Source organism: Hymenobacter sp. BT559 (assembly GCF_017571525.1).
Taxonomy (GTDB): Bacteria; Bacteroidota; Bacteroidia; order Cytophagales; family Hymenobacteraceae; genus Hymenobacter; species Hymenobacter ginsengisoli.
Map to the genome: position 1 here is coordinate 214348 of NZ_JAGETY010000003.1, position 15892 is coordinate 230239.

A 15892-nucleotide genomic window follows, 5' to 3' on the forward strand; every position below is an offset into this window, starting at 1 on the left:
ATGACTGAGGACGAGCAAAGCGGCACCCTGGCCTTCCTGCAAAACTTTTATACCGGCGTTACGCTCTACATGCCCCGCGAGGCCGAGGAGCCGGCCGCGGCAGCCGCTAGCCCTACCCCCGTGGCGCAGCCACTGCGGGCGCCGGCACCGGCGGCTCCGGCGCCCGCAGTGGCCTCGCCGGTAATGCCCACGCCCGCCCCCATCGGCAAGCTACCCTCGCTCGCAGCCGTGCCGCCGAGTGCTCCGCTGAGCCCGCCGCAACCAGTCGCAGCAGCTGCGCCGGTGCCCGCCCCTGTCCCTACCAATCCAGCAGCCCCGGCCGCCGCGCCACCGGTAGCGCCCTACCTGCTCACCACCTTCAGCACGCTGGGCGATAACCCGCAGGGCGTAGTAGTTCTGGTGCGCCTGCCACCCGAGCAGTTCAAGAAACTACCGCGCAACGTCTTTCTCAATAAGCTGCTGCAAGCCATTAAGCTGGTGATGGCCGACGTGGTGCTCGTGAACGTGGAAGGCCCTTACCCGGTAGCCTTGCAAAATCTGCGCAAGGAGATTGCCGCCACGCACATCCTGGCCTTCGGCAAAAACCTGCTCGACGTGGCCGTGCGCACCACCCAGATTTACGAGCCGGTGCAGTTTCCGGCTGTCGGCCTTGCCTACCTGTCCGGCGCCGAAGTCGAGATGATAGAATACGATGTGAGCCTTAAAAAACGCCTCTGGGGTGGCTTGCAGCGGATGTTTTTGAATTAAAAGCTAGCCAGGAATAGAAAAGGCCGATTCGCTGCCGCGAGCCGGCCTTTTCTTTTCCTGGCTAGCTTTTTCTACTTCAGCACCTCGGCCAGCTTGGCTTCCAGGGCCGGGCCACGCAGGTTTTTGCCGATGATTTTACCGCTAGGGTCGAGTAGGAAAGAGGCCGGAATGGCTTGCACGCCGTAAGCGGCAGCCGCGGCGTTGTTCCATTTTTTGAGGTCCGACACGTGGTTGGGCCAGGCGAGGCCGTCGGCCGCGATGGCCTGGGTCCAGCGGGCCTTATCATCATCGAGCGACACACTGTAGACCGTGAAGCCCTGGCCCTTGTCCTTGAATTGGTTGTAGGCTTTCACCACATTCGGGTTTTCCTGGCGGCAGGGGCCGCACCAGCTTGCCCAGAAATCGACCAGCACGTAGTGGCCCCGCAGGCTCTTGAGTGAAACCGGCTTGCCATCGGGGCTAGCCAGGTTGATGTCGGGCGCTACGGCACCGATGGCCGTGGCGCGCAGCGGCTCCAGGCGCTCGGTCAGGGCCTGGGTGAAGGGCGAGGCCGGCTGGGCCTTGCGCTGAATACCAGCAATGGAATCGGCAAATGCAAAGTCCTCGTCGGGATTTACAAAGCTGAGCGTGGCAAAGCCCGCCGCAACCGACGAGGCATTGTGCCGAATCACGGCCTTGGCCCGGTTGGCCGTATTACGGGCCAGCACGTTGTACTGCGCCTCGATTACCGGCAGCGAGTCGGTACGCCCGGCCTGGCCGGCGGCGTTGTAGCGCTGGCCCAGGCGCTGCATCTGGCCACGGCTGGCATTGAGGGTACGCGTAAGCTGCTGAATGACTTCCGAGTCCTTCGAGCCCTTTACGGCGTAGCTGGCAGGCAGGCTTTTGGCATCGCCCGAAAGCGTGAGGCGCGTTTTATTGTCGAGCACGAGCAGCACCTGGTTGGGCTCGTCGAGCTTGAGCTGGTACACGGCGGCCGTGGCGGGCAGGGTGCCCTTAAATACAAATTTGCCCTGCGCGTCGGTCTTGGCCGTGCCACGCTCCACAAACTGGCTGCTGGTCAACTCTGATAGGTGCAGCGTGGTGCCGGCGGCCACGTTGCGCAGCTGGCCCGTTATTTCGTAGCCCTCGGCGGCGCTGGCATTCTGGCAGGCATTGGTGAGGCCGAGCAGGGCTACGGCAACAAGAGCAGGTTTCATATAGGAAATCATGTACAAAAAAGTAAGCACTGCCGGCCGTAGCCTCGCTGCGGCACAAAGCTAAAAAATGGCCAACTGGTTCCGCAGTAGCCTTTTTGAGGCCTAGCCGTCGAGGCCCTGGCGCAGGAGCTGGTTGGCGAGCTTGGGGTCGGCCTTGCCGCCCGTCAGCTTCATGAGCTCGCCCATAAACATGCCGGTGAGCGATTTTTTGCCGGCGCGGTACTCGGCTACCTTGGCCGGGTTGGCGGCCAGCACTTGCTGCACCAGCGCTTCGAGCTCGCCGGCGTCGGCCTTGGTAAGCAGGCCTAGCTGCTCGGCGGCACCGGTAGCGTTGGCCTGTGGATGCTCAAGCAGGTACGGAAACAACTGCTTGCTGGCCACCGAGTAGTTGAGCTTGCCGGCCTCAATGAGCTCGATGATGCCGGCTAGCTGGCCGGGGTCGAGCGGAAAATCGTTGATTTCGAGGGCACGCTCGTTGAGGTACGACTTCACCGGGCCCATCACCCAGTTGGCCGCCGCCTTGGCACTGCTAGGGGGCAGCAGGTTAGCCAGGTCGTCGAAATACTGGGCTACTTCCTTCTGGTCGATGAGCACCGAGGCGTCGTAGTCGCTCAGGCCCAGCTCGCCGGTAAAGCGGGCGTAGAGCTGCTGTGGCAGGGCGGGCAGCTCGGCCTGCACACGGTGCAGCCAGGCATCATCCACGATGAGCGGCGGCAGGTCGGGCTCGGGGAAATAGCGGTAGTCGTTCAGCGTTTCCTTCGAGCGCTGGCCGCTGGTAGTGCCGCTGGCCGCGTCGAAACCACGCGTTTCGGAATCTACCTCGCTGCCGTTTTCCAGAATTTCAATCTGCCGCTTCACCTCGTACTCAATGGCCCGCTGCACGTTGCGGAAGGAGTTCATGTTCTTGACCTCCACCTTGGTGCCGTACTGGCTAGCCCCCTTTTTCATCACGCTCACGTTGGCATCGCAGCGCAGTGAGCCTTCCTCCATGTTGCCGTCGCAGATATCCAAGTACTGCACCAGCTTCTTGATTTCGGCCAGGTAGGCGTAGGCTTCTTCCTCGGTGCGAATGTCGGGCTCGCTCACAATCTCGATGAGCGGCACGCCGGCGCGGTTCAAGTCCACGAGGGTTTCGGTTTCGCCGGCCAGGTGCATGCTCTTGCCCGCGTCTTCTTCCATGTGAATGCGCGTGATGCCGATGCGGCGCGTGCTGCCATCGGCCAGGCGGATATCAACGTGGCCGCCCGTGCAAATCGGGGTCTTATCCTGGGTAATCTGGTAGCCCTTGGGCAGGTCAGGGTAAAAGTAGTTTTTACGTGCAAAGAGGTTTTCGCGCGTTATCTGGCAATTGGTAGCCAGGCCCATTTTAATAGCAAAATCTACCGCCGTGCGGTTTACGCGGGGAAGCGTGCCAGGGTGGCCTAGCGTGATTACCGAGAGGTTGGTATTGGGCAGCGAGCCGTATTCATTTTCATCGGAAGAATACATTTTGCTGTGCGTGAGCAGCTGCGCGTGTACTTCAAGCCCGATTACGGGCTGGTAGCTGGCAAGAAGAGCGTCGTCCATAAGTGCAGGTGTAGAGGGCGCGGCAGCCTGCGCCGCAACCGGGCCGCAAGTTAAAGCCGATTCGGTGCGCCAGGGTTTTCCTGGCCCGGTGGGGCTAGCCCCACTCCTACCTCTAGGCCATAAAAAAACAGCCCGCTCAAACATGAGCGGGCTGTTTCCTAACGTACCCCGAGGGGTTGGGGGCGCTTACTTGCGCTTAGCGGGGGCCTTGCGGCTGTGGCGCGCGCCAGTGCCGGTGGTCTTTTTGCCGGGCAGCTTCTTGCCCTCGGCCTTCAGCTCCGAGATGCTCGGGGCGGGGCCGTACTTGGCTTCGGCGGCGTTGGTTTCGCCCGTCAGGTAGGGGTCGAAGTCCACTCGGCGGTTCAGGGCCTGACCAGCAGCCGTTTTGTTGTCGGCAATAGGCTTGGTTTCGCCGTAGCCACGGGCCTCGATGCGCTCGGCCGGGATGCCTTTGCTGAGCATGTACTTGCGGGCGGCAGCGGCGCGCTCGTAGCTCAGGCGCAGGTTGTAGTTGTCGTCGCCTTTGCTGTCGGTGTGGCCGGCAATGCTAAGCGAGTAGTCCGGGTAGTCGTTCATAATCTGCACCATCTGCTCGAGTTTGGGGTACGAGCTGGCTTTCAGCGTGGCTTTGTTGAAGTCGAAGTTGATGTACTTCGTAGCCTCATTAAGGATTTTACGCTTCTCGGCCGGAATCTCGGGGCAGCCTTTGTTGGAGGCCGGGCCGGCGCGGTCGGGGCAGCGGTCCTGGTAGTCGGGCACGCCGTCGCCATCGCGGTCGAGCGGGCAGCCGTTGGCATCCACTTTCACGCCGTTGGGCGTGCCGGGGCACTTGTCGAGGTAATCCGGAACACCGTCACCATCAGCATCGAGCGGGCAACCGCTAGCGTCCACTTTTACGCCGGCCGGGGTGTTGGGGCACTTGTCATCGGCATCGGCCACGCCGTCGCCATCCGCGTCGGGGCAGCCTTGCAGGGCGGCCAGGCCCTTCACGTCGGGGCACTTGTCCTGGTAGTCGGCTACGCCATCGCCGTCGGTGTCAAGCGGGCAGCCATTAGCATCCACTTTCACGCCGGTGGGCGTGTCGGGGCACTTGTCCTTGCGGTCGGGCACGCCGTCGCCGTCCGTGTCCTTGGCTTTGCCGAGGTTAGCCGTGATACCGGCCGAGAACTGCATGTAGCGGTCGTACTTATCCCAGAAATTATCGTTATCGGGGTTGCCGCCTACGCCATCGAGGCGGTAGTCATCGCGGTCGAGGTAGTGCTGGCCAGCCTGCACAAACAGCCCAAAGCCCGGCGTGATGCGGAAATCCAGACCTAGCGCGGCCTGGCCATCAAACGAGCCGAAGCTGGTGTGGCTGGCTACTGTCGGGGCCGCGTTGGTATAACGGTCCGAGTACACAATGGCTAGCCCCGGCTGCAACAAGATGTAGGGGTCAATCGCCGAATTGGGCAGCAGCTTAAATTTAAAGCCCAGGCCCAGGGTCGTCATGTTGGCCCGAAAGCGGTTGGCGGTGGCGTTGTTGCCCGGCGTGGTAGGCGAGGTGAACGTGCCCTCCTCGCTCGGGTAGCGCAGCACGCCCTGGTTGGCCGACAGGTTGATGTCGAGACCTTTGGTCACGTAGCGGCTGATGGTGAGGCCACCGCCGTAGGGCTGGTTGCGCAGGTCCCAGAAGTTGCTACCCAGGTCGCCCCGATACTGGAGTGCCGATACGTAGCCACTTATGCCCCATTTACGGTCGGCGTTTTGGGCCTGGCTGCGTGGCGCAGCGGCCAGCAAGGCAACCCCGCTCAATAGCGCGGTTTTGAATAGGGGGTGTTTCATTAAAGAAAGAGTAGGGTGAAAAAATTATGGACTGCCTGCACCGGGTAAAACCCAGCGCAAACGGCCACAAAGCTAGACAACCCCGTTACGACTACTGTCGCGTATTGGTTTTTGTCACCCACTGGCAGTTTTTTTCCCCTGCTGGCAGCAGCTACCGCTGCGTGTGTCCAACCGGGGTTGGCCTCACTAAACTGATGGGCAGATAGTAGTTGCTCGGCACAAGTTGTCCGTCGCGCCGAGCGGGACTAAAGCGCCGTGAAAGCTTAGCAATAGCCGCCAACACAGCCTTGTCAAAAATGGCTGGCAAAGAAGAGCGCACCACCCGTGCTGTCTGTATGCTACCGTCTTCCGCTATATACAAGAGCACATCTACTAGTCGCGGCCCAAAGAAGACACTCGGCGTCACCTCCGAAATCTGCTGTGGCAGACGGAGGGCTTTGGTAATCTCTTTTCCCAATTGCGCCATCCCTCCCGGATACAAGGGCAACTGCTCATAAGGGAAATACGCCACCGGCCGGCCTTCAGGGTCAAAACACGTCCCAATCTGCTCATTACCAGCCACAAAATCAGTTTGCCGCTTTAGCGCACCCGTTTCATAATAGACGCTGAGCGCACCAGTGCGCTGGCCTTGCATAAAGAGTTGGCGCGACTGTAGCTGGCCATTGTCGAACCAGGTAGTGACTAGGCCGTGACGGCTGGCGGTAGCCCAATCGCTGTAAGGCGCATATTCCTTAAGGTGGCCCGATGGATAGAACACACGTTGCAGGCTATTGGCATTATCCAATATCAACACCTCGGTGCAAGTACCCGCCGAGTCGGTCTGGGAGTAGACACGCCGGGTATCTGCTGCCTCGTACCAAACCGAATCGGCCGCAGTGGATGCTGGCCCCACGGCCACTTCCTGGGCCTGTGCCGGGCGGGCTAGCCAGCCGCTAAGCCCGCAAACGACAACGGAGAGATAACGCATAGCACACAGTTTAAAAGCAACTGAACTTACTACTTAGCCTAGAGGTAGCCAGACGTGCGGCGGGGGCCTAGCGCCCGGCGGCGGGCCGGTCGAGGTGCTGCAGCGCCGTCATATTGCGCAGGCTTTTTTCCAGGCCTTCGTTTGAGCCGTCGAGGAAGATAACGTTGCCTTTGCCCTGCTCGGCAAAGTGCTTGATAGCCTCTGTCCACATCGAAAAATATACGAGCGAGGGGTCTAAGTTGTTGTCAGCCAGCTCTTGCACGGCGTGGGCCATGCCTTTGGTTACTTCTTCGCGGAAGAGCGCCACGCCCTGGCCGCGCAGCTGAGCGGCAATCTTTTCGGCTTCGGCCGAGATTTTAATGGCATTGCCTTCAGCCTCGGCCGATTTGGTTTTGGTGATGAGCAGGGCCTGACCCTCGTTTTCAGCGGCGGCCTTAAGGTTGTTGCTAGCCACTACTTTAGCCATCGAGCGCATGATTTCTTCATCAAAAGCAATGTCGTTTAGCTGCAAGTCGATGAGGTGATAGCCCCAGCTTTCGAGGGTTTCGTCGAGCTGGTCTTTCACGTGCAGCACTATCTCGCCGCGCAGGCTCAGCACCGCAGCCTGGCGCTGGGTAGCCACAAAGGCCCGGATGCTGCCCTCCACGGTGCGGATAAGCGCCTGCATGAGACTGCGCTCATCCACGAACTTAAACGCCACGTTCTTAATGGTCTCGTCGGCCTGATTCAGCACCGAGTACACGAGCATGGCCTTAAAATTGACGTTGGCCTGGTCGATGGTAATGGCCTGAAACTCTAGCTCCAGTGAGCGGTTCTGGATGGAGATGCGCTTGTAAACGTTTTCGATAAAGGGGATTTTGAAGTTCAGGCCCGGCATCATTACCCGGCGGTACTTTCCAAAAACAGTGACTACCGCCACCGTACCCTGCGGCACGATAACGTAGCTCATAAAGAGCGTGAGCAGCACAAGGCCGAGAAGAACCAGCGAAAAGCTCATGGCAGGCAAGCGCGGGGCGCCGAAAAAAGGTGGGTAAGAAAGAGGTCGAACGAGCGGCAAGGTAAGCGCTTGGTCAACTGTTCGGAAAGGTATATCGCACTTCTTACTCAAGCATTACATACTTTACTGGACATGCCTTCTAGCTGGCCACTACCGGCCAGCTGCCACCAAGGTATTTTTAGTTACCGCCGCTACCTTTGCCCCATTCCTTGGTGATGGATTTCCACCACGAACCGCCGACGCCCCTGGCGCCGCGCTGATGATTCCTACGCTACCGGCCGGCCACCAGGACTGCGCTGGCTGAATCGTCTTATTACTTCGCATCGTGGCTCCTTCATCCTTTCTCACTGCCCGCCTGCGGGCTTTTCTTCCGACGGTTGCTTTCACCCTGCGCTGGTTGCTGCTGGCCGGGCTGGTGGGCGCGCTGGCCGGCACGGCCTCAGCCGGCTTTCTCATTAGTCTGGAATGGGTGACGGCCTGGCGCACGACGCACCCCTGGGCGCTGGCACTGCTGCCGCTTGGCGGCCTGCTGGTGGGGCTGGCCTATCACTACTTCGGCAACCGTGTGGTGAAGGGCAACAACCTCATCCTCGACGAGATACACCGCCCTAGCGATACTATTCCGCTGCGGCTGGTGCCGTTGGTGCTGGGCGGCACGCTGCTCACGCACCTGCTAGGGGGCTCGGCGGGCCGCGAGGGCACGGCTGTGCAAATGGGTGGCGCGCTGGCTGACCAGCTGGCACGCTGGCTGCCGCGCCGCGAGCGCCGGCTGCTGCTCATTGCGGGCATGAGTGCGGGCTTTGCCTCGGTGTTTGGGACGCCGCTGGCAGGGGCAGTGTTTGGGCTGGAAGTGTATTTGCTGGGTGCGGTGCGCTACGAGGCCATTCTGCCGAGCTTTCTGGCCGCCGTGCTGGCCGATGCCGTGACGCGTGCCTGGGGCGTAGGGCACACCCACTACCCCACCCTGGCGGCGCTGCCGCTCACGGCCGCCGGGCTGGGTGCGGCGGTGCTGGCGGGCGGGCTGTTTGGGCTGGCGGCGCGCGGCTTTGCTGCGCTCACGCACGCTATCAGCAAGCTATTCAGCCGCCTAGCCTATCCACCGCTGCGGCCGGTGGTGGGCGGCGCGCTGGTGGCCGGCGCCATGTGGGCGGTGGGCACCATGCGCTACGCCGGGCTAGGGGTACCCGTGATTGTGGAAGCGTTTCAACACCAGCTGGGGGCGCAGGATTTTGCCCTCAAGCTGCTGCTCACGGCCCTCACGCTAGGGGCTGGTTTTAAGGGCGGCGAGGTGACGCCGTTGTTTTTTATTGGGGCGGCCCTGGGCTCGGCCCTGGCCGGGGTGCTGCCGCTGCCGGTGGCCCTGCTGGCGGGCATGGGCTTCGTGGGCGTGTTTGCGGGCGCGGCCAACACGCCGCTGGCGTGCCTGCTGATGGGGCTCGAATTATTTGGCGTGCAAGCTGGCGTGTACCTGGCGCTGGCCTGCGTGGTGGCCTACTTGTTTTCGGGCCACACGGGCATCTACGGCTCGCAGGTGGTGGGGCAGGCCAAGCACCCGCTGTTTGGGCGGCTGGCAGGGCGGCGGCTGGGGCGCTAGGCCCCCGGCCGGCAAGCGTGCCGCCGGCAGGTGACTTCCTCCAAATAATGAGCACGAAGCGGCCATTATAAGCCCTTGTTGGTCAGCATCGTGTTTGATGGATTAAAAATATCAAATCATTAGCTGCGTCTGCTGGTTTGAAGGCGGATTAAGAACTGATGATTGCTGCACGACTACGCTTGCTGGCACTGCTGGCACTGACTACGCTCACCGCCCAGGCCCAGGCCCCCGCCCCGGCTAGCCCCGACTCGCTGCCCCACCCGACCCAGGACCTCGGCGACCTGGTGCGCCATGTGCTGCCCCATCGGCGCGCGCACGCGGCCGCCCGCGACTCGGCCCGCGCGGCGCGGCCGCCCAAGATGCACTCGCTGGTGGTACTGCCCGCCGTGGCCTACACCCTGGAGGCCCGGCTGCTGGCTACCCTCACGGCGAGCTATACCTTTCAGCGGCCTGGGGCCAACCTCTCGGCGCTCTCTACTACCCTTACTTACACCCAGAACCAGCAGATTATTCTGGCTCTGAACGGGCCACTGTGGACGAGCCACAACCACAGCCTATGGCTGGCCGACTACCGCCTGCTGCACTACCCGCAGCAGACCTACGGCCTGGGCAGCAATGCCAGCATCTACGATGCTATCGGCATGGATTATAACCTCTTACGGGTGCACCAGAGCTATTACCACCGCATTGGGCCCAAGGGGAATCTCTACGTAGGGGGAGGCTATTTTCTGGATACGCGCTGGAACATTGAGAGTGTGAACGGCGAAGGCCGGCAGCTGTACGTCATTTCGGGCTACCGGCCGGGCGTGGCGGGGCGCTCCACGTCGTCGGGCCTGGTGCTGTCGGTGCTGCGCGATACCCGCGATAACCAGCTGCGCCCGGCGGCTGGCGAAAGCTACCTGTTTCTGGCACTGCGGGCGAATATGCAGGCCCTGGGCTCGGACGCCGACTACCGCTTCGTGCAGTTCGATACCCGACGCTATTTTCCGGCCGGCCCGCACGGCAATGTGCTGGCATTCTGGCTCTACGGCGATTTTGCACTGGGCCAGGCCGCGCCCTACCTCGACCTGCCCGCCACCGGCTGGGATACTTACAGCGTGACCGGCCGGGGCTACATCCAGGGCCGCTTTCGGGGCACCAGCCTCGTGTATGGCGAAGCCGAGTACCGCTTCAACCTCACCCGCTCGCGGGTGCTGGGCGGTGTGGTATTCGCCAACGGCCAGTCGGCCCGCAACCCGGACACCGGCTACGGCCGGCTCGCCCCGGCCGGCGGCGCGGGCATTCGGCTGTGTCTGAGCAAGAAATCGAGCTCTTATCTGGCCGTTGACTATGCCTTCGGTATTCAGGGCTCGCAGGGCGTGTTCTTTAATCTGGGCGACGTGTTTTAGGGGGCTACCTGCCGGGGTTGCACGGGCCTGCTTACCTGGCCCTTCTTTAACCCTGGCGCCCCCAGGCCGTAATTCCGGAGGTATTTGCCAACCTCCTTTATGGAACCGACCTCCCCTAGCCCGCACACCGCGCCCCACGTTTCCGCTCCCGGCCGGCTGGCCGGCAAAAAAGCCGTCGTGACCGGCGCGGCCCGCGGCATTGGCCGGGCCATTGCCGTCGCATTTGCCCGCGAGGGCGCCGATGTGCTGGGCATTGATATTGCCGGGCCGGCCAGTGCCAGGACGCAATATCCGGCCGCTAGCCCCGGCGACCTCGACGAAACGGCCCGACTGGTGCGCGCACTGGGCCGGCAGTTTGTGGCCGTAACGGCCGATATCCGTAGCCTGGCCGCAATGCGCGAAGCCGCCGCGCAGGCCACCAGGGAGCTAGGTCAGGTTGATATTCTGGTGGCCAACGCGGGTATTCAGGTGTTTGCGCCGCTGCTGGAAATGGACGACGCGCACTGGCACGACGTTATTGACACCAACCTGACGGGCACCGCCAATACCGTGCGGGCCTTTGCGCCGCTCATGGCAGCCCGCAAGCGGGGGCGAATCATTATCACGGCCTCGGGGCAGGGCAAAAAGGGCTTCCGGCACGGCAGCAGCTACGCGGCCTCGAAGTGGGGCCTCATTGGCTTTATGAAATCGGCAGCGCTGGACCTGGGCGAGCACAATATCACGGTAAACGCGCTGGTGCCGGGCCTCATCGATACACCCATGACGCACAACGAAACCCGCTGGACAGAGGCCGTGAAGGACTACGTGAAAAACCCGCCCACGCCGGTGACCGAGCAGCTGGCAGCCCAGGTACGCGCCGAGCACACGCCGCTGCAGCTGCCCTGGCTGCAGCCCGAAGACATGGCCCCGATGGTCGTGTTTCTGGCTTCCGACGAGGCTAGCCGCATCAGTGGCGCCACCTTCGACGTGGACGGCGGCGACAGCGCGCAGTTTACGGCGTAGGCTCAAGGCCTGTTTTTTAGGATAATTTCTTTTTAGCTGTGGCCTGTTTTGCGTAAGCAGAGAGATTATTAAAAATAAATTGTGCACAATTAAACATTACGCAACCCAAGGCCGTTTACAACCCGAACGCCATGCTAACCACCCCGACCCCTACCGACCCAAACGACTTGCTGAAGCTGGAAAACCAGCTGTGCTTCCCGTTCTATGCCGTGTCGCGGCAGCTCACCAAGACGTATCAGCCGCATTTGCAGGCGCTGGGCCTCACCTACCCGCAGTACCTCGTCTTTCTGCTGCTATGGGAGCACGAGCAGCTAACGGTGAAGGAGCTGGGCGAGCGACTGCTGCTCGACTCGGGCACGCTCACGCCGCTGCTCAAGCGCATGGAGCAAAAGCAGTGGCTGAGCCGCCGCCGCGACCCGCGCGACGAGCGCTCAGTCGTTATCGGCCTGCTCCCGGCGGGGCGGGCGCTGCAAGCGCAGGCCCGCGACATTCCGGCCCAGATGCTGGCTAGGGTGGGCCTCACGCTGGACGAGCTAACGACCCTGCGCACCCAGCTTACCCATATTATCAAGCAGCTTACTTAGTGGCAGCGCTGCCCCGCGCTTTCTCTGGCTTTTCTCCCTTTTTCCTGTTTACTTTTTTCAACACCCCATGAAACTCACCAATAAGGTATTCACCGCGCAGGCTAAGGCCATTGGCGGCCGCGACGGCCACGTTACGTCCGCCAACCACGTACTCGACCTCACCCTGAGCACGCCCAAGGAGATGGGCGGCCCCGGCAAAGCCGGCGCTACCAACCCCGAGCAGCTGTTTGCCGCCGGCTACGCCGCCTGCTTTGAGGGCGCGCTGGGCGTGGCCGCCCGCCAGGCCAAGGTGAAGCTGGAGAACGTGTCGATTGAAGCCTTCATCGGCTTCGGCCAGGCGGAGGATGGTGGCTACGGCATCTCGGCCGACCTGCACTTGAACCTGCCCGGCTTCGAGCAAAAGCAGGCCGAAGCGCTGGTGGAAGCTGCCCACGGCATCTGCCCCTACTCGCGCGCTACCAAAGGCAACATCGAGGTAACCCTCACCACCACGACCAACGCCTAACCCGGCTCGCCCAAACGCTCAGGCCCCGCCTGAGCGTTTTTCTTTTCACCGCTTCTGGCCCGCCCCGAAGCGCTTTTTCCTGATTGCGCATGAAGACGAACACCATTTTGCTGGCTAGCCGGCCGCAGGGCCTGCCCACGGCGGCCCAGTTTCAGTTCGAAACCCGCGAGCTGCCCGAGCCCACGGCGGGACAGGTACTCCTCAAAACCCTGTACGTATCGGTCGACCCCTATATGCGCGGCCGCATGAGCGCCGCCAAGTCGTACGTGGCCCCGTTTGAGGTGGGCCAGCCGATGGCGGGCGGCGTGGTGGCCGAAGTGGTGACTAGCCATGCCGACGCGCTGCCGGTGGGCAGCATGGTGGTTGGCAACCTGCCCTGGCAGGAGTACAGCGTGGCCGATGCCAAGGCCCTGAACCGCGTGCCCGCCGACAAGGCACCCGCCAGCTACTTCCTGGGATTGCTCGGCATGCCGGGGCTCACGGCCTACTTTGGGTTGCTCGACATTTGCCAGCCCAAGGCCGGCGAAACGGTGGTGGTATCGGGCGCGGCCGGCGCGGTGGGCCTCCTCGTGGGCCAGCTAGCCAAAATAAAAGGCTGCCGCGTAGTCGGCACGGCGGGCTCCGATGAGAAGGTGGCGCACCTTAAGGCGCTGGGCTTTGATGAAGCCATCAACTACAAAACCACGCCCGACATTGCCCAGGCGCTGGCCGCTGCCGCGCCGGGCGGCGTAGACTGCTACTTCGACAACGTGGGCGGCGCCATCACCGATGCCGTGTACGACTTGCTCAATAAGCACGCACGCATCGCGCTCTGCGGCCAAATTTCGACCTACAACGCCACCGAGGCCCCGGTGGGCCCGCGCCCCGAGGGCAAGCTGCTCAAAACCAGCACCAAGCTGCAAGGGTTCATCGTGAGCGACTACGCTAGCCGCTGGCCCGAGGGTGTGCAGCAGCTCACGCAGTGGTACGCCGAGGGCAAGCTCAAGGGCGAGGAAACCATCACCGAGGGCTTCGACCAGATTCCGGCGGCCTTCTTGGGCTTGTTTAAAGGCGAAAACACGGGCAAAGCCGTGGTGAAAGTGGCCTAGCCAGCGGCTCCTACCCTAACCCACTTCTATTCTATTTAGTATGGATTCTAGCACCTCCAATAGTATCGCGGTGGCTGCTGAGTGGCGCGTGCAGCCCGGCCAGGAAGAAACCGTGCGCCGGCTCATGCTGGCGGCGGCCGCGGCTGTGCGTGAGCACGAGCCCGGCAACCTGCTCTACGTGGCCCACCAGGACCCGGCCGACCCCACGCACTTCCTTTTCTACGAGCAGTACGCCGACCAGCAGGCCCTGGAGGCGCACCGCGACTCGGCGCACTACCAAACCCTTGTGGTGCAGCAGATTGTACCCTTGCTCGTCGAGCGCACCGTTACGTTTTATAAGCTACTGGGCTAGGCTAGCCAGCCCAGCTTTTTCCCGGACCCGCATTCGCGCGTCTTTTTTACCTGACTTTTTTTGACCAGCGTATGAAAATCGCCATGATTCTGACCTCGCACGACGAGCTCGGCAACACCGGCCACAAAACCGGCTTTTGGCTGGAAGAATTTGCCGCCCCCTACTACGTATTCAAGGATGCCGGCGTAGAGCTGACGCTCGCCTCGCCCAAGGGTGGCCAGCCGCCCCTCGACCCCAAAAGCGACGAGCCCGGCGCCCAGACCGATGCCACCAAGCGCTTCAAGCAGGACCCCGCCGCCCAGCAGGCCCTGGCCAGCACCGTGCCGCTCGACACCATCAAGGCCGCCGATTTTGATGCTATCTTCTACCCCGGTGGCCACGGCCCGCTCTGGGACCTAGCCGAGGATAAGCACTCCATCGCCCTCATCGAGCAGGCCTACGCCGCCGGCAAGCCGGTAGCCGTGGTGTGCCATGCCCCCGGCGTGCTCCGCCATGTGAAGGCCGCCAGCGGCGAGCCCCTGGTGAAAGGCAAGCCCGTGACGGGCTTCACCAACACCGAGGAAGAAGCCGTGCAGCTGACCAAAATAGTGCCCTTTCTAGTAGAGGACATGCTGAAGGAAAACGGCGGCACCTACTCGAAAGGCGCCGACTGGCAGCCCTACGTAGTTACGGCCGGCCACCTCATCACGGGCCAGAATCCCGCTTCGTCGGAGCCCGCCGCCGAGGAGCTGCTCAAGCAGCTGGGCAAGTAAAGTAGACCTAGCCGATAACACAAAGCTGCCGCGGCAGCCCTGGCCAGGGCTGCCGCGGCAGCTTTGTGTTATCGGCTAGGTTCCTCAGCTCGTACATTGCCTCATGCCTTATTCCATCAAAGATTTACGTCAGCTCAGCTTGCATGATTCCTCCCTGGAAGCAGCTACGCGGCGCGGCACAAGCCTGGAACTGGTTTTTGACTGGGCTAAGCTTACCCACCTCGCCGACGAACAAATAGCCGAGCCCGTCATACTGGGCCGCACTACCCTAGCGCTCACGGGCATTTCGCAAGAGACGTTCGCTAGCTATGAGGAGGCAGGCGCTATGCGCGCCGTGTCACCTATTGCAGGTTTAGCCAAGCTGAAACTCATTACTGATAATAAGCTGTTGCTTCCTGATACATTAGTAGTTAATGGGTTACTTAACGAGGCAGCCGGCTCAAACTGGGTTGAATGGCGCATCACGTTCGCTACTAGCACCATCTCCTGGAAGGCATTTAGTACGCAGACAGAATGGCTTGCTGGCAAGCAGCCTCACGATTGAAACAGCTGTTTGAGTAGCGCAAAGCGAATGCTTCGCCGTGCTTGGCTACCCTAGCCGCCGTGGCCCTGCACCAGCCGCGCCACGTAAAAAGCAGCCGCAGCCGCAGCCGCGCCGGTAGCGGCCATTTTGAAGGCGCCGGCAATGGGTGCCTGGCCGGTGAGGCGGCTTTTGAAAAAGCCAAAAACCAGCAGGCACACCAGCGTAATCAGGCCCGACCACAGCAACCCCTGATGCGGGGTGGCCGTGAGGAAGTAGGCGCTGAGCGGGATAAGCCCGCCCACGGCGTACGCCCCGGCGATGGTGAAGGCGCTTTTAAACGCCTGCTTGGGGTCGGGCTCTTCGAGGCCCAACTCGTATTTCATCATAAACTTGACCCACTGCTCAGGGTCTTGCACCAGCTCGCCGGTGGCCTGGGCGGCGGTGGCTTCGGAGAGGCCCATCTCCACGAATAGCTCCTGCACTTCGCGGCGCTCCACATCGGGCACGGTGCGCACTTCTTCGTGCTCGCGGGCCAGCTCGGCGGCGTAGTGGTCTACCTCGGTGCGGCCGGCCAGGTAGCCCCCTAGCCCCATCGCGATGGAGCCGGCCACGATTTCGGCCAGCCCCGCCGTGATAACCAGGCCCGACGACTGCACCGCCCCGCTCAGGCCGGCGGCCAGCGCAAACGGCACCGTGAGGCCATCGGACAAGCCAATGACGATGTCTTGCAAAACGGCCGAGCTGGTGAGGTGCTTTTCGGCGGGCGCCTGGGTTTCGATAGGAGTCATAAACGGATTTTTGCTAGTATCT

16 protein-coding genes and 1 riboswitch are annotated in these 15892 nt (G+C 62.1%); of the genes, 10 read left to right on the top strand and 6 right to left on the bottom strand.

Annotation, left to right across the window (positions count from 1 at the left end):
* The gene (locus J4D99_RS05485; RefSeq protein ID WP_208130705.1) at positions 1–747 is read left to right on the top strand and encodes a hypothetical protein; all 747 of its coding nucleotides are present in this window, start codon (positions 1–3) and stop codon (positions 745–747) included.
* 71 nt (positions 748–818) lie between these two features.
* Here the strand turns inward: J4D99_RS05485 and J4D99_RS05490 are convergent, their stop codons facing one another.
* The 5 genes from J4D99_RS05490 to J4D99_RS05510 all read right to left on the bottom strand — a co-directional run bounded on the left by J4D99_RS05490 (position 819) and on the right by J4D99_RS05510 (position 7294).
* Positions 819–1943 carry a TlpA disulfide reductase family protein gene (locus tag J4D99_RS05490; RefSeq protein WP_208130706.1) on the bottom strand — a complete coding sequence of 375 codons (1125 nt, stop codon included), beginning with the start codon at positions 1941–1943 and terminating at the stop codon, positions 819–821.
* Between the two features lie 102 nt (positions 1944–2045).
* A complete protein-coding gene (gene gatB / locus J4D99_RS05495) occupies positions 2046–3509 on the bottom strand; it encodes an Asp-tRNA(Asn)/Glu-tRNA(Gln) amidotransferase subunit GatB (RefSeq protein WP_208130707.1) in 1464 nt (487 codons plus the stop codon).
* Positions 3510–3695: 186 nt separating this feature from the next.
* On the bottom strand, positions 3696–5330 hold the full coding sequence (locus J4D99_RS22080) for an OmpA family protein (RefSeq protein WP_220235654.1): 1635 nt from the start codon (positions 5328–5330) through the stop codon (positions 3696–3698).
* 151 nt (positions 5331–5481) lie between these two features.
* The gene (locus tag J4D99_RS05505) at positions 5482–6297 is read right to left on the bottom strand and encodes an energy transducer TonB (protein ID WP_208130708.1); all 816 of its coding nucleotides are present in this window, start codon (positions 6295–6297) and stop codon (positions 5482–5484) included.
* A 67-nt stretch (positions 6298–6364) separates the two neighbouring features.
* Complete coding sequence (locus tag J4D99_RS05510) at positions 6365–7294, bottom strand: SPFH domain-containing protein (RefSeq protein WP_208130709.1); 930 nt, start codon at positions 7292–7294, stop codon at positions 6365–6367.
* Between the two features lie 202 nt (positions 7295–7496).
* Positions 7497–7570: riboswitch (Fluoride riboswitch) on the top strand.
* Positions 7571–7619: 49 nt separating this feature from the next.
* Between J4D99_RS05510 and J4D99_RS05515 the strand changes: the two genes are divergently transcribed.
* The 9 genes from J4D99_RS05515 to J4D99_RS05555 all read left to right on the top strand — a co-directional run bounded on the left by J4D99_RS05515 (position 7620) and on the right by J4D99_RS05555 (position 15103).
* Positions 7620–8888 (top strand): chloride channel protein, encoded by a 1269-nt coding sequence (locus J4D99_RS05515; RefSeq protein WP_208130710.1) that lies wholly within the window; start codon positions 7620–7622, stop codon positions 8886–8888.
* 158 nt (positions 8889–9046) lie between these two features.
* A complete protein-coding gene (locus J4D99_RS05520) occupies positions 9047–10276 on the top strand; it encodes a BamA/TamA family outer membrane protein (RefSeq protein WP_208130711.1) in 1230 nt (409 codons plus the stop codon).
* Between the two features lie 99 nt (positions 10277–10375).
* The gene (locus J4D99_RS05525) at positions 10376–11278 is read left to right on the top strand and encodes a mycofactocin-coupled SDR family oxidoreductase (RefSeq protein ID WP_208130712.1); all 903 of its coding nucleotides are present in this window, start codon (positions 10376–10378) and stop codon (positions 11276–11278) included.
* A 131-nt stretch (positions 11279–11409) separates the two neighbouring features.
* Positions 11410–11862, top strand: coding sequence for a MarR family winged helix-turn-helix transcriptional regulator (locus tag J4D99_RS05530; RefSeq protein ID WP_208130713.1), 453 nt, complete (start codon positions 11410–11412; stop codon positions 11860–11862).
* Positions 11863–11929: 67 nt separating this feature from the next.
* Positions 11930–12367: an organic hydroperoxide resistance protein gene (locus tag J4D99_RS05535; protein WP_208130714.1), complete on the top strand. Its 438-nt coding sequence runs from the start codon at positions 11930–11932 to the stop codon at positions 12365–12367.
* 89 nt (positions 12368–12456) lie between these two features.
* The gene (locus J4D99_RS05540) at positions 12457–13455 is read left to right on the top strand and encodes an NADP-dependent oxidoreductase (protein WP_208130715.1); all 999 of its coding nucleotides are present in this window, start codon (positions 12457–12459) and stop codon (positions 13453–13455) included.
* Positions 13456–13495: 40 nt separating this feature from the next.
* Entirely contained in the window at positions 13496–13807 is a 312-nt protein-coding gene (locus J4D99_RS05545) for a putative quinol monooxygenase (RefSeq protein WP_208130716.1), read from the top strand.
* A 71-nt stretch (positions 13808–13878) separates the two neighbouring features.
* A complete protein-coding gene (locus J4D99_RS05550) occupies positions 13879–14559 on the top strand; it encodes a type 1 glutamine amidotransferase domain-containing protein (protein WP_208130717.1) in 681 nt (226 codons plus the stop codon).
* 103 nt (positions 14560–14662) lie between these two features.
* Entirely contained in the window at positions 14663–15103 is a 441-nt protein-coding gene (locus J4D99_RS05555) for a hypothetical protein (RefSeq protein ID WP_208130718.1), read from the top strand.
* 50 nt (positions 15104–15153) lie between these two features.
* On the opposite strand, the gene J4D99_RS05560 is transcribed toward J4D99_RS05555, so the two are convergent.
* Positions 15154–15870: a VIT1/CCC1 transporter family protein gene (locus J4D99_RS05560; protein ID WP_208130719.1), complete on the bottom strand. Its 717-nt coding sequence runs from the start codon at positions 15868–15870 to the stop codon at positions 15154–15156.
* Positions 15871–15892: the final 22 nt, after the last annotated feature.

Coding starts and splice junctions, on each gene's coding strand:
- J4D99_RS05485 (WP_208130705.1), top strand. CDS start 1: ATGACTGAGGACGAGCAAAGCGGCACCCTGGCCTTCCTGCAAAACTTT.
- J4D99_RS05490 (WP_208130706.1), bottom strand. CDS start 1,943: ATGAAACCTGCTCTTGTTGCCGTAGCCCTGCTCGGCCTCACCAATGCC.
- gatB (WP_208130707.1), bottom strand. CDS start 3,509: ATGGACGACGCTCTTCTTGCCAGCTACCAGCCCGTAATCGGGCTTGAA.
- J4D99_RS22080 (WP_220235654.1), bottom strand. CDS start 5,330: ATGAAACACCCCCTATTCAAAACCGCGCTATTGAGCGGGGTTGCCTTG.
- J4D99_RS05505 (WP_208130708.1), bottom strand. CDS start 6,297: ATGCGTTATCTCTCCGTTGTCGTTTGCGGGCTTAGCGGCTGGCTAGCC.
- J4D99_RS05510 (WP_208130709.1), bottom strand. CDS start 7,294: ATGAGCTTTTCGCTGGTTCTTCTCGGCCTTGTGCTGCTCACGCTCTTT.
- J4D99_RS05520 (WP_208130711.1), top strand. CDS start 9,047: ATGATTGCTGCACGACTACGCTTGCTGGCACTGCTGGCACTGACTACG.
- J4D99_RS05525 (WP_208130712.1), top strand. CDS start 10,376: ATGGAACCGACCTCCCCTAGCCCGCACACCGCGCCCCACGTTTCCGCT.
- J4D99_RS05530 (WP_208130713.1), top strand. CDS start 11,410: ATGCTAACCACCCCGACCCCTACCGACCCAAACGACTTGCTGAAGCTG.
- J4D99_RS05535 (WP_208130714.1), top strand. CDS start 11,930: ATGAAACTCACCAATAAGGTATTCACCGCGCAGGCTAAGGCCATTGGC.
- J4D99_RS05540 (WP_208130715.1), top strand. CDS start 12,457: ATGAAGACGAACACCATTTTGCTGGCTAGCCGGCCGCAGGGCCTGCCC.
- J4D99_RS05545 (WP_208130716.1), top strand. CDS start 13,496: ATGGATTCTAGCACCTCCAATAGTATCGCGGTGGCTGCTGAGTGGCGC.
- J4D99_RS05550 (WP_208130717.1), top strand. CDS start 13,879: ATGAAAATCGCCATGATTCTGACCTCGCACGACGAGCTCGGCAACACC.
- J4D99_RS05555 (WP_208130718.1), top strand. CDS start 14,663: ATGCCTTATTCCATCAAAGATTTACGTCAGCTCAGCTTGCATGATTCC.
- J4D99_RS05560 (WP_208130719.1), bottom strand. CDS start 15,870: ATGACTCCTATCGAAACCCAGGCGCCCGCCGAAAAGCACCTCACCAGC.